Below are 12,665 nucleotides of genomic sequence, written 5' to 3'. Positions count from 1 at the left end.
CGACCGAAACCTGAACCCGTCCGGCGCGGAAGCCGCTTCCACGTCGAACCTGAAAAAAGATGCGGATGGCCGCACAGAACAGCTGAGCGTATCCACCATGAAACGGGCAGCGATTATTATCAAGGATCTCCGGCAGCAGTACGAAGGCCTGCGAACCAGCGTCGGTCTGCTGCTGGAGGGCATGAGGGTCCAGATGTTCGTGCTGCAGCATGAAATTGAAAACATGGATGAAGCCTACCGTGACAACATGGCTTTTTTGGACGAAATCGGCGGGATGCGTTTTTCCAACAACTCGGAAAACGCCGAAAAGTATGGTTTTACCCACGTGACCATCGCCCAGGCGGCGGAAAAGATCCAGCACGCGGATATCGTCATTCCGTTTTGACCATAAACCTGAAAAGGTGACAAAAAAGGTTGCCGGTGAAAATTCTTCACATCTTGCGATCCGAGCCGGACGAAACAGTGGAAAAATTTACCCAGGCCCTGTCCATGGACAACACGGCGTCGGTGGTCATGCTTTACGAGGAGCCGGTAGACTGGCCGTCACTGGTGGACAGGATTTTCGAAAACGAAAAGGTGATCTGCTGGTGGTGATTTCCCAAAAAAAAGCCGCCGTATCCGCGACGGCGTCCCTGGCCATTCTGGTCAGCACCGACAAACATCTGGACCATGTGGTCAAGCTCACCACGGCCGCCTTTGCCAAAGGCAAACAGGTGAGCCTCTTTTTCACTGGAAAGGGTGTCCTGCTGACAATCAGGCCGCAGTTTAAAAAACTGGTGGGCAAGGCCTCAGTGAGCATATGCGATGTCAGCTTCCGGGCCAACGGTCTGCATGGCCGGGAACAAGAGGTGCCGGGGGTAACGCTGCATGACTTCGTGACCCAGGCAAAGAACGCCCAGATGCTGGCCAGCGCGGACCGCCATCTGGTTTTATAAAAAAGGTTATAACCCCTTTGACCCTGAAACGTTTTATTTTAATGAAGGAGGCAACATGTTTAAAAAAGGACTTTTTATTGTAACCGCTCTGATTTTTCTGTTCTCCGCTGTCGGCGTCGCCTTTGCCCTGGAAAAAGGCAACGACCGCAAAGGCAAGTACACTTACCGCAAGGTCTACAAGGCCTGCAATGAGCGCGGCGAGGTGGACTCCCCCAAACCGCCCATCAGCCCGGATGCCAAAACCCAGGCTCAGTGGACCCGCGTGTTCGATAAAAAGGATTTCGCCGATTTCGGCTGCAAAGCAGAGTGGGACAACCTCCCTGAAGCGGACCTCATGGACATTTACGCCTACCTGCACGGCCACGCAGCGGACTCCCCCACACCTGCCAAGTGCAAATAGGATGTGGCTGGTTGTTGACCACTCCGGGTAACCCGGCTCCCGGTCGGGTTACCCGCAATCCCATTCAGGAGAAGATAACAATGCCTTATCGAATGATAACCGCACTATTCGCCATTCTTTTTTTCATCGGTGCACTGTCCGGATGCGCCACTCAGCAACCTGCCACCCCGGTCCAAGCTGCGGCCAACGCATCGGCCGAACCCGCATTTGAACCCTTTCACGACATCGTCGACATGGCCTTTGTACAGCAGCACGTCTCCATCCCCATGGCCGACAACGTCATGCTCATCGACTCCCGGCCCTATAAGCCCAAATATGTCCAGGGCCACATCCCCATGGCCGTCAGCATTCCCGACAGCCAGTTCGATAAAATGACCGACCGGCTGCCGGCGGATAAAAACAGCCTCCTGATCTTTTACTGCGAGGGCCTGAAATGCAAGTTGAGCCACAAGTCCGCCATGAAAGCGGAAGCACTGGGGTACACCAACGTCAAGGTTTTTGCCGAAGGCTACCCCAAATGGGTGGCGGACAAGGCCCACTACCCGTCGGTATCGGCCGAATGGGTCAAGAGCCAGATCGACCAGGGGGCGGACATGGTGCTGGTGGACTCCCGTCCCAAGAAAGCAAAATATGACCAAGGACACATTCCCTCGGCAATCAGCATCCCGGACACCTATTTCGACAAGCAGAAGGACCAGTTGCCTGCAGACAGGAATAAACTGCTGGTTTTCTACTGCGGCGGACTGGACTGCAAGCTGAGCCACAAGAGCGCCGCCAAGGCCATCGACCTGGGCTACACCAACGTCAAGGTCTTTACCGAAGGCTACCCGGCCTGGGTGGCCTATGCAGGCAAAGCATCAACAGCGACCGTTGCCGGAACCGCCATCAAGGGGGGAGCCGAGGAGGGCAGCATCGATCATGCCGAATTTCGTCGGATCGTGGCCGAGAGTCCCGAATCGATCTATCTGGTGGATGTTCGCGATGCGGATGAATTCAAGAAAGGCAGCCTGAAGACGGCGGTCAACATTCCGGTGGACGACCTGGAGGCAAAAATCAAGACCCTGCCCGCCGACAAACCGGTTGTATTTATCTGCGGCACCGGCGCACGCAGCGGCGAATCCTATTACATGGTCCAGGATGTCCGGCCGGAACTGAAAAACGTCTTTTACATAGACGGTGAAATGACCATCAACAAGGATGGCTCGTTCGACCTCAAGAAACCGATCTAAACCGATTATTTTCAGGACCCATAAGGGGGAAACGATGAAGGCAATCAGAGGGCGACGGTTAACCGTGCCATGCAGCCTGCTTTTGTTCGTGCTCACGTTTCTTGGTACGCCCGCAACCAGCACCGCGACGGACGAGACGGAGGCGCAGGCGCCGGGCATTACCCTGGCGGATCAGGCCACCAAAGAGAAGAAACTGTGGATTACCACCGACCATGCACGTCTCAAGGAGCTTCAAGAGGATTTCCGATCCGGCCCGGAGGTCACCCAGGCCTGCCTCTCCTGCCACACCGAGGCGGCGGATCAGTTTCACAAGACGATCCACTGGACCTGGAAGGCCTACACCGACGAAAAGGGCCAAATTTTCGGCAAAGGCGGTGATTCCATCAACAACTTCTGCATCTCGGCCAACAACATGCAGGACAAGGGCTGCCTGAGCTGCCACCCCGGCTGGGGCACCGAGACCGAGGTGGTCAACTGCCTCAACTGCCACGGCCAGAAGTCCATCAACTGGGAGGAGTCCTTCGAGGATCTGGAAGCCTTTGCCGAATCCAAGGACCCTGACGAGCAGGAGATCGCCAGGGAGATCCGCGGCAACATCCAGGCGGCCGTGCAGTCGGTAATCAGGCCAGAACGCCAGAACTGCGGTGCCTGCCACTTCAAGGGCGGGGGCGGCGACGGGGTCAAGCACGGCGACCTGGACACCTCGCTGACCAAACCCAACAAGGCCCTGGATGTCCATATGGGCAGCGACGGCCAGAACTTTCAATGCACCCGCTGTCATACCACCACCTTGCACAACGTGGCCGGCCGGGTCTACACCCGGCCGGCAGCGACGGATCGCAAGAGCCTGATCGAAGATGACCTCACCACCAAGATCACCTGCGAGTCCTGCCACAGCAGTAAGCCGCACAAAGCCGAGTCCAAGGCCAACGATCACACGGACAAGGTGGCCTGCCAGAGTTGCCACATCCCCGAATTTGCCCGGGTAAACCCCACCAAAATGGTTTGGGACTGGTCCCAGGCCGGCAAAACCAAGGATGGCAAACCCTATAAGACCAAGGACGAGTTCGGCAAGGACAGCTACCTGTCCATCAAGGGCCAGATGCAGTGGGCCAAAAATGTCCAACCGGGGTACTTCTGGTACAACGGCTCCATCAGCAGCGTCACCGCCAAAGACCCCATCGATCCAGGACAAATCGTCCAGGTGAGTCACCCCATGGGTTCACGGGATGACGAAAACGCGCGCATATTCCCCTTCAAGGTCCACCGGGGCAAGCAGCCCTACGACAAGGTTCACAAGACCCTGCTGGCACCCATGCTATCCGGGCCCGATGGCTACTGGGATACCCTCGACTGGACCCGTGCCCTGACCGTGGGCAATGCCACGCTGGACATTCCTTTTTCCGGCGAGTTCGACTTCGTGGAGACCACCTACGTCTTTCCCATCACCCACATGGTGGCCCCCAAGGAGAACGTGGTCGCCTGCAATGAATGCCATACCCGCAGCGACAGCCGCCTGGCCAGCCTTGCCGGCTTCTACATGCCCGGGCGGGATCATTTTTCACTGCTGGATTCCCTGGGTTGGATCCTGGTGCTGGGCCATCTGCTGGGGGTTGCCATCCACGGTTTGACCCGGATGTTCACCAACGGCAGAAAGGAGGGCAAATAGCCATGCCTGCCAAAAAAATGATCACCATGTACCTGTATACCCGCTATGAACGCTTCTGGCACTGGCTGCAGATGGTTTTGATCTTCGTGTTGCTGGTCACCGGTTTCGAAGTCCACGGCACTTTCCCCTTCCTGGGCTTCGACGAGGCCGTGGATGTCCACAATACCGTTGGGCTCACCTGGCTGGTAGCCTTCGCCTTTTTTATGTTCTGGGTCTTCACCACCGGTGAGTGGAAGCAGTACATTCCCACCACCCGAAAAATGTTCCAGGTGGTCCTGTATTACAGTTACGGCATATTCAGGGGCGAAAGCCACCCGGTGCCCAAACGCAAAGAGGCCAAACACAATCCCCTTCAGCGGCTGGTTTACCTGTCACTGGCCGCATTTCTGTTGCCCGTGCAGATGGCCTCGGGCTTGCTCTACTGGGGATACAACTCATGGAAAGCCTGGGGGCTCGACTGGCTCACCCTGGACACCATCGCCTTTGTCCATACGGCCGGGGCCTTCGCCATCTTGTGTTTTATCATCGTGCATGTTTACATGACCACCACCGGGCACACCGTCACCGCCCATGCCAAAGCCATGATCACCGGCTGGGAGGATGTGGAAGAGAGTGAAGTGCAGGAGTGGGAAAAAGCAGGCCAGAGACAACCCGCCCCCTGAACCGTCAACCGCGAAGCAACCTGGAGCACCCCAATGCCCCGGAGCCGGCTCAGGCCGGCCCGGGGCCTTACCGATCCCGCCGCATCTTTTTTGTATAATTTTTGTCATCCGGCACTCACCCCCAATCCAATGGCTTGAACGATTCCGTTGAGCCGTACAAATGCGGTTACCCTGTTCCCCGGGTCCTGACATTGACAGCAGGGCCGGCTTCCTCTATACCACCACCCGGAACCTGCGTTCCCGGAATCGACCGGGCACAACCAGGGTCATCACAACGGAAACGACCATGATCAGTATCGAGAATCTAAACAAGAGTTTCGGCGGCCGCGTGCTTTTCGACGGGGTCAGCTTCAAGATCAACGCAAAGGAAAGGGTAGGCCTGGTGGGGCGCAACGGCCACGGCAAGTCCACCCTGTTTCGCATCATCGTCGGTGAGGAAGGCTACGACGACGGCACCATCAGCATGCCCAAGGGGTACCGCATCGGTTACGTGCAGCAGCACATTCAGTTTACCGAGAACACCGTGCTGGCCGAGGGCATGAAAGGCCTGATGGCAGCGGAAAAAGATCACCATTGGAAAGTCGAAAAAATCCTTGCCGGATTGGGTTTCTCCGACGGTGACATGGTCAGGAGCCCGCACGACTTCTCCGGCGGGTTCCAGGTGCGTCTCAACCTTGCCAAGGTCCTGGTTTCGGTGCCGGATCTGCTGCTGCTTGACGAGCCCACCAACTACCTGGACATCACCTCCATCCGCTGGATCGAAAATTTTTTGCTCTCCTGGCCCCACGAGTTGATGCTGATCACCCACGACCGGGGGTTCATGGACAAGCTGGCCACGCACACCGTGGGCATCCACCGCAAGAAGGCCCGCAAGATTGATGGCAACACCGAAAAGTATTACGACCGCATCGCCCAGGATGAAGAGATCTACGAAAAGACACGGCTCAACGACGAGCGGCGCGCCAGGGAGATCCGCCTGTTCATCTCCCGGTTTCGGGCCAAGGCCCGGCTGGCCAACATGGTCCAATCGCGCGTCAAAACCCTGGCCAAAATGGAAAAAAAAGATAAGCTCGAGCAGGCCAAGAGCCTGGAGTTCTCCTTTCGCACCAAGCCCTTCAAGGCCAAGCAGGTGTGCACCGTGGAAGATCTCTCCTTTGCCTGGGGGGCTGGCCGCCCCCTGTTTGCGGGTCTGGATTTTTCCATTCTGGCCGGCGAGCGGATCTGTGTGGTTGGCAAAAACGGCAAAGGCAAGACCACCCTGCTGAAAGTGCTCTCCGGCCACCTGCCCCCCCTGTCAGGCAAAATCACCTTCAACCCGCAGGTCGAGTCCGGCGTGTTCGAACAGACCAACATCCAGAGCCTGGTGGACAGCCGCACCGTTGAAGAGGAGATTCTCTACGCCCAGCCGGATGTGGACCGCCAGAAAGCCCGCAACATCTGCGGGTCCATGCTGTTCGAAGGCGACAGCGCCCTCAAGAAGATCGGCGTCCTCTCCGGTGGCGAGAAAAGCCGGGTCATGCTGGGAAAGCTGCTGGTGACCCCGGTAAACCTCCTGATGCTGGACGAACCCACCAACCATCTGGACATGGACGCCTGTGACGCTCTGCTGGCCGCCATCGACAATTTCGACGGGGCGGTGATCATGGTCACTCACAACGAGATGTTCCTGCACGCCCTGGCCGACCGGTTGATTGTTTTCGATGATGCCGGTGCCCGCATGTTCGACGGCCGCTACCAGGATTTCTTGGAAAAAGAAGGCTGGGGGGATGATGCATCCATGACCCGCCGCCGTGAGGCGGTTGAAGATGACGCTGCACCCGCATTGCCCCGCCTCAACAAGAAAGAACTCAGGCGCCTGCGGTCCGAAATCATCACCGAGAAATCCAAGGTGCTCAAGCCCATGGAAGATGCGATCGCCGCGGCAGAACATGCAATTGAAAAAAACGAGGCCCGGCTCGATCAGTTGAACCGGGAAATGGTCGCAGCATCCAAGCAGGGCGATGGTGCCCGGATCGGGCCGCTTTCCCAACAAATCCGCAGCTGCCAGGCGATCATCGAAACCCGTTTCGCCGAAATGGAGCAGATGGACGAACAGCGTCAACGGCTGGACAAGAAATTTGAAAAGCGCCTGGCCGAACTGGAAGGATGAAATCCATCCTCCTCATTTCCCCGCCGGTCTCCAAGCCCTGCGAACCTCCGGCGGGCCTGGCAAAACTCGCGTGGGCCCTGCGCGCCCAGGGAGTCGATTGCCGGGTATACGATGCCAGTCTGGACGGCATCCTGGGACTGATCCACCAGCCGACGACGGCTGGAGACACCTGGTCCCGGCGCGCCCTGGCCAGCCGGTCGATCAACCTCGCCGCGCTTCGATCCGTGGACCTTTTCCGTAACCGGGACCGCTACAAACGGGCGGTAATGGACACCAATCGACTTCTTCACGTGGCAGGCCGACCTTATGGCGCCGCCATCTCCCTGTCCAACTACGAATCCTCAGCCCTTTCACCGGTTCGCAGTTCAGATTTACTGCAGGCGGCCGAAAAATTCGAATCCAACCCGTTTTTCCCGACCTTTTCAGAAAGGTTGAATGCCGCTCTTTCCCTGCAGGAGCCGGACATCATCGGTCTGTCGATCAATTTCATGAGCCAGGCCCTATGCGCCTTTGCCATGATCGGTTTTATCCGCAGGCGCTTGCCGGGAGTAAAGATCGTCTGCGGCGGGGGGCTTGTATCCTCATGGCTGAACATTCCCAAATTCAGCAACCCCTTTGGCGGTCTGGTTGACGAATTGGTCTGCGGCCCGGGCGAAAACCGGCTCACCCAGATGTGCACCGGCATACAAGGGGTCCATTCGCCCGTGACCGGCTATGATTATTCTTGCAATGATCCTGAGCGTTATTTTTCACCGCTGCGGGTGCTGCCCTACAGCGCCTCCCGGGGGTGCTACTGGAAAAAATGCGCCTTCTGTCCGGAAACCGCTGAAGATGCGCCTTATATCACCGGCGGCCCCCAGACGATCGGAGAAGATCTGCGACGGATGGCGGCGAACGCCTCGGCGGGGTTGTTCCATTTCCTGGACAACGCACTCGCTCCCCGGCTGCTGAGCCATCTGATCGATCATCCACCGGGTTTACCCTGGTACGGTTTTGTCCGGATCACCCGGCACCTAGCCGACCCGGGTTTTGTCAAGGGGCTCAAGGCGGCCGGGTGTGCCATGTTGAAACTGGGTGTTGAATCCGGTGATCAGGACGTGTTGGATGCCCTTGGTAAAGGCATCGACCTCGGCACCGCATCCCGGGTGCTCGAGACGCTTCATCGGGCGGGCATCGCCACGTACGTGTACCTGCTTTTCGGGACACCCGTGGAAGATGAGACCAGCGCATTGAAAACCCTTGATTTCACACTGCGCCACGCAGCATGCATCAATTTTTTGAATCTGGCGATCTTCAATCTTCCCGCTGCCAGTGAGGCGGCCCTGGGATTGAACACGCTAGATTTCTATGCCGGGGATCTGTCGCTCTATCGGGAGTTTATTCATCCGCGGGGATGGAGCCGCAATCGGGTACGGCGTTTTCTGTCCGGAACATTCAAGAAACCGGCGGCCATCCGCACAATCCTCAACAACGACCCGCCCTTTTTCACCTCCAACCATGCGCCTTTTTTCAATTTGGCCAACCGGTAGGCCTAAAACCGACCATACCTAGGTTTGCAGCCTGTTTTTTAATAGGGCGCCTCACCACACAAAAATCGTCCCCGGGCCGATTGCCATTCTGGTCTGGTTTCCATAATGATGCATGCTTAGAAATTTACACCCCAACATTAAGGAGTGATCGTATGAGCATGGACAAGCTGTACAAGGAGGTCATGGCACTCAACATGATGGCGGACACCCCCGAGAAGGAGGCCGCTGCCAAGGCTTTTTTCAAAAAATTGAACGCCATGCCGCTCCCCGAGCACTTCAACTGGGCGGACGAGATTTTTGAATCCCTTCACGTCAAGGAGCACGGTGAAAAAGCCGCCCTGATCTGGACGGATATCGCCACCGAAGAAAAAAAGAGCTTCTCTTACCGTGAATTCGCCGACCGAGGCAACCAGTGCCTCAACCGCCTTCGCAACGCCGGCATCCAAAAAGGGGACAACATGTATATGATGGTCCCCATTGTGCCGGAGACATGGTTTTCAAGCTATGCGTGCATCAAGGGAGGGCTGGTTATCGTTCCCACAGCCACCACGATGACCATGCGGGAACTGCAGTATCGCTTTGAAAGCTTCCCACCGGATGCCATCGTCTCTGACACGGCTTACACGGACCTCATGGACGAGGCCATAAAGGTTACCGGCGTCAAGCCGAAAATCAAAATCGTTCTCGGCAAAAAGGATGGCTGGGTCAGCTACAGCGAACTGGACAAGGAGCCGGCTCAAGCCCAAGCCGCCCGCACCAGGCCAAATGATCTCCTTTTTTGCTTTTTTACTTCCGGAACCACGGGCCTTCCCAAAAAGGTCGGCCACACCGCTGCATCCTATCCCGTCGGCCATCTTTCCACTGCCGTCATGATCGGCATCCGGCCGGATGATGTACATCACAACCTCAGTGCACCGGGCTGGGCCAAGTGGGCCTGGAGCAGTTTTTTTGCGCCCCTGAATGTGGGTGCCACGGCAACCGGGTTCAACTTTTCCGTCCTTAACGGCAATCAGTACCTCAAGGCCGTAGCGTCGTGCAAGGTCAGCACGTTCTGTGCGCCGCCGACCGCCTGGCGCATGTTCATCAATCTGGATATTAAAAAATTCGACCTGTCCGCCCTGCGCCAGTCCATCAGTGCCGGCGAACCCCTCAATCCCGAGGTCATTACCCAATGGAAGCGGCATACCGGAACCGAAATCCGCGATTTCTACGGGCAGACCGAATCCACCGCCATGATCGGCAACCCGCCCTGGATGGCTGGTAAAATGCGCAGTGGTTCCTTTGGCTACCCGTCGTATATGTACGATGTGGTGCTGCTGGATGATGCGGGCAAGGAGGTCACCGCGTCCGATGAACCCGGACACATCGCGGTAAGGCTTGATCGCTGGCGCGCCATGGGACTTTTCACCGAATATATCGGCAGCCCGGAGAAGATGAAGAGCGTCTTTGTGGACAACTACTACTACACGGGCGACAGAGCCTCATGCGATGCCGACGGCTACTGGTGGTTCGTGGGCCGGGCGGATGACGTGATCAAATCGTCCGACTACCGCGTGGGGCCGTTCGAGGTCGAGAGTGCGCTGGTGGAACACCCGGCCGTAGCGGAAGCAGCCGTTGTCGGCGCACCCGATCCCAAACGGCATCAGCTGGTCAAGGCCTATGTCATCTTGAATGCGGGTCATGAACCATCCCGCGAATTGGCGCTTGAGCTCTTCAAACACACCATGGATATTCTGGCCAAATTTAAAATCCCCAGAATCATCCAATTTGTGACCGAGGTTCCCAAAACCATCAGTGGGAAGATCCGGCGCATCGAGCTGCGCGAAAACGAAATTTCCCGAAAGGAGAAGGGCCACGGGCCCCAGACCAACGAATTTTTCTACTGGGATTTCCCGGAATTGAGTTCCAAATTAAAGAACTAGGGATCTGACAGGATGGACAGGCCGGCCATGCGTTCCTCGCTTTCAACCGGTGCGGGATACGCATGTCGCCGGCTTGCGCCTTCGCAGCCCTTATCCGCGTCAACGGTTTCAAGCCTCCCTTGAACCGTGACTGCGCCGGCATTCACCGCCATTCGCGGCGGGGAATGCCGGCGCAGTCAGCAGGGGATAGTGCTTTTCATGCCCTTAGATCCAACACGCTCTTGTCGCGATCGCCGATTGAATCTTCAGCGTCTTTCCAGCAGCAACGGAATTTCCAGCGGGTGGTTGACCAGGGTCTGGCAGCCGCTGTGCACAAGTTCCTGCGGCCCCCTGAACCCCCAGGCCGCACCCACGGCATGCATGCCGGCAGCGGCCGCCGTCTGCATGTCCACGGCACTGTCCCCCACAAAGAGAAATTTTTCCGGCGCCAGGCCGATCTGACGGGCGATCTCCAGGGCCGAACGCGGATCGGGCTTGACCGGGAAATTGTCGTTCTGCCCCATGACCACCTTGAATTCCACCCAATCAAAATAGGCGTTTACATACCGCACGGTAAAGTCGTGGGGCTTGTTGGAGAGCACCGCCAGCGCAAGACCCTTTTTCCCCAGGTGGTCCAGGAGATCGGTGATGCCGTCGTATGGCCGGGTCTTGCGGTTCCAGTTCTTCCAGTATATTTCCCGTGCCCGGCGCACACATGCAGCTACCAGCTCCTCGGAACGGCCCTCGACGGGCAGCGCCCGGATAACCAGCATCCGGATCCCATTGCCGATAAAGCGCCGGTAATCATCGGTGGCATGGCCGGGAAAGCCGTATTCCGCCAGCATCAGGTTAACCGAATCCCCGATGTCCGTCAGCGTGTCCAGCAATGTGCCGTCCAGATCGAAGATAATAGCCTGAAAACCTTTGGTTATAGGATTTTTCATGCTCGCTCCATATTAAGGTTCAAGGCCATCTAATTCTGCTGGATATGCTTATCTTGCTGAGCATAAAATTCCCGGATATAGATTTCCTGCGCCTCAAAGCCCCAATGCGTCCCCTGCCAGAACATGGCCGCCGTTTCTTTTTCACCATTTCGGATATAACTGATAAAAAGCTCATGTTCATCGCAGTTGGACCACTCCCAGTTTTTCATATAAGCCAGGCGGGGAAAATCATAAAGCCGCCGTTTCATGGTTCCAATCAAATGTTTCATGGCAGCGTTATCAGACAGTTCAAGAAACACATCGTGAAAGGCAATGTTCAGCGCATAGTACTGGGGGTCAAAACTTTCAAAGGATTTTTTTTGGATGCACAAGCGCATCTCTCGGTTAAGCTTTTCCATCTTTTTAATGTGGCTGGAAGTAATTTTGTCGAACACCGACCGAATGGTTGCACTTTCGAGGGCACCGACAATTTCCAGAACATCTTTAATCTCTTCCAGCGTCAATCGGTTAAGCAATACGCCCCTGCGCGGTAGGATGGAGACAAACCCTTCACATTCCATCTGAATGATCGCATCTCGCAAGGGTGTTTTGCTGACACCCAGATGCGTACTGATTTCATTGAGGTTGATGAATGAACCGGGTACCAGTCTTCCGGCCTGGATCTCACCCTTTAGATACTCGTATACCTGCTCCCGCAGCGATCTGGTTTCTATCAGGCCTTCCATCTTTGTTCCCCGGTTAATTTAATATAGCTAATTTAACCATCTTCGAATGGGCGTGCGATACATTTTATCTTCAACTGGATTCATTGACACAATGATTGGGAGGTCGCAAGATGCACTGGGCCATTACCACGCTGCAAATCGCGGTACTGGCCCGGCATCCCCTCACAAAAAGAAGGACTATCGGTGAGCTGCCCGCAATGGCTCTCGGTTCAGCCGCCGATCATTTTTTCCACAGGGGTGTATTCGAGGTCGAACGCCTCGGCGACGGCGCGGTAGGTGACCCTGCCGTCGATCACGTTGGCGCCCAACCGGATCTCTTCGTTTGCCAGCATGGCCTTTTTCCAGCCCTTGTTGGCGATCTGGACTGCATAGGGCAAGGTGGCGTTGGTCAAGGCCAAAGTTGAGGTCTTGGCCACCGCACCGGGCATGTTGGCCACGCAGTAGTGGATCACCCCGTCCACCACGTAGGTGGGATTGCCGTGGGTGGTCGCCTTGGAGGTCTCGAAACAGCCCCCCTGGTCG

Annotated in this window: 12 protein-coding genes and 1 pseudogene; 10 read left to right on the top strand and 3 right to left on the bottom strand. The window is 56.6% G+C overall.

Going from position 1 to position 12,665, the window contains the following annotated elements; translation table 11 throughout:
- Window positions 1-97: 97 nt before the first annotated feature.
- From R6V78_RS07080 to R6V78_RS07035, 10 genes are all read left to right on the top strand, one after another.
- A complete protein-coding gene (locus R6V78_RS07080; RefSeq protein ID WP_410288636.1) occupies window positions 98-385 on the top strand; it encodes a hypothetical protein in 288 nt (95 codons plus the stop codon).
- Window positions 386-462: 77 nt separating this feature from the next.
- A complete protein-coding gene (locus tag R6V78_RS07075) occupies window positions 463-594 on the top strand; it encodes a hypothetical protein (RefSeq protein ID WP_410288635.1) in 132 nt (43 codons plus the stop codon).
- A complete protein-coding gene (locus R6V78_RS07070; RefSeq protein ID WP_410288634.1) occupies window positions 588-935 on the top strand; it encodes a hypothetical protein in 348 nt (115 codons plus the stop codon). Before R6V78_RS07075 ends, R6V78_RS07070 begins: the two co-directional genes overlap by 7 nt.
- Window positions 936-990: 55 nt before the next feature.
- A complete protein-coding gene (locus R6V78_RS07065; protein ID WP_410288633.1) occupies window positions 991-1,335 on the top strand; it encodes a cytochrome c family protein in 345 nt (114 codons plus the stop codon).
- 80 nt (window positions 1,336-1,415) lie between these two features.
- A complete protein-coding gene (locus R6V78_RS07060) occupies window positions 1,416-2,564 on the top strand; it encodes a rhodanese-like domain-containing protein (protein ID WP_410288632.1) in 1,149 nt (382 codons plus the stop codon).
- Window positions 2,565-2,598: 34 nt separating this feature from the next.
- A complete protein-coding gene (locus R6V78_RS07055) occupies window positions 2,599-4,233 on the top strand; it encodes a tetrathionate reductase family octaheme c-type cytochrome (protein WP_410288631.1) in 1,635 nt (544 codons plus the stop codon).
- 2 nt (window positions 4,234-4,235) lie between these two features.
- Complete coding sequence (locus R6V78_RS07050; RefSeq protein WP_410288630.1) at window positions 4,236-4,895, top strand: cytochrome b/b6 domain-containing protein; 660 nt, start codon at window positions 4,236-4,238, stop codon at window positions 4,893-4,895.
- 286 nt (window positions 4,896-5,181) lie between these two features.
- Window positions 5,182-7,044 carry an ABC-F family ATP-binding cassette domain-containing protein gene (locus tag R6V78_RS07045; protein WP_410288629.1) on the top strand — a complete coding sequence of 621 codons (1,863 nt, stop codon included), beginning with the start codon at window positions 5,182-5,184 and terminating at the stop codon, window positions 7,042-7,044.
- Window positions 7,041-8,573, top strand: coding sequence for a B12-binding domain-containing radical SAM protein (locus R6V78_RS07040; RefSeq protein WP_410288628.1), 1,533 nt, complete (start codon window positions 7,041-7,043; stop codon window positions 8,571-8,573). The genes R6V78_RS07045 and R6V78_RS07040 overlap by 4 nt, the downstream gene beginning before the upstream one ends.
- A 152-nt stretch (window positions 8,574-8,725) precedes the next feature.
- Window positions 8,726-10,495 (top strand): acyl-CoA synthetase, encoded by a 1,770-nt coding sequence (locus tag R6V78_RS07035; RefSeq protein ID WP_410288627.1) that lies wholly within the window; start codon window positions 8,726-8,728, stop codon window positions 10,493-10,495.
- A 245-nt stretch (window positions 10,496-10,740) separates the two neighbouring features.
- Here the strand turns inward: R6V78_RS07035 and R6V78_RS07030 are convergent, their stop codons facing one another.
- The 3 genes and pseudogenes from R6V78_RS07030 to R6V78_RS07020 all read right to left on the bottom strand — a co-directional run.
- Window positions 10,741-11,418, bottom strand: coding sequence for an HAD family hydrolase (locus tag R6V78_RS07030; protein WP_410288626.1), 678 nt, complete (start codon window positions 11,416-11,418; stop codon window positions 10,741-10,743).
- Window positions 11,419-11,447: 29 nt separating this feature from the next.
- Window positions 11,448-12,143: a GntR family transcriptional regulator gene (locus tag R6V78_RS07025; protein ID WP_410288625.1), complete on the bottom strand. Its 696-nt coding sequence runs from the start codon at window positions 12,141-12,143 to the stop codon at window positions 11,448-11,450.
- A gap of 209 nt (window positions 12,144-12,352) precedes the next feature.
- Window positions 12,353-12,665 (bottom strand): annotated as a pseudogene (locus tag R6V78_RS07020) (alanine dehydrogenase); the annotation flags it as partial.

The sequence above is a fragment of the Desulfosarcina sp. genome (assembly GCF_046496365.1).
Classification (GTDB): Bacteria; Desulfobacterota; Desulfobacteria; order Desulfobacterales; family Desulfosarcinaceae; genus Desulfosarcina.
The sequence above is the reverse complement of the archived record's forward strand: the minus strand, read 5'-3'. Positions and strand labels throughout refer to the sequence as shown.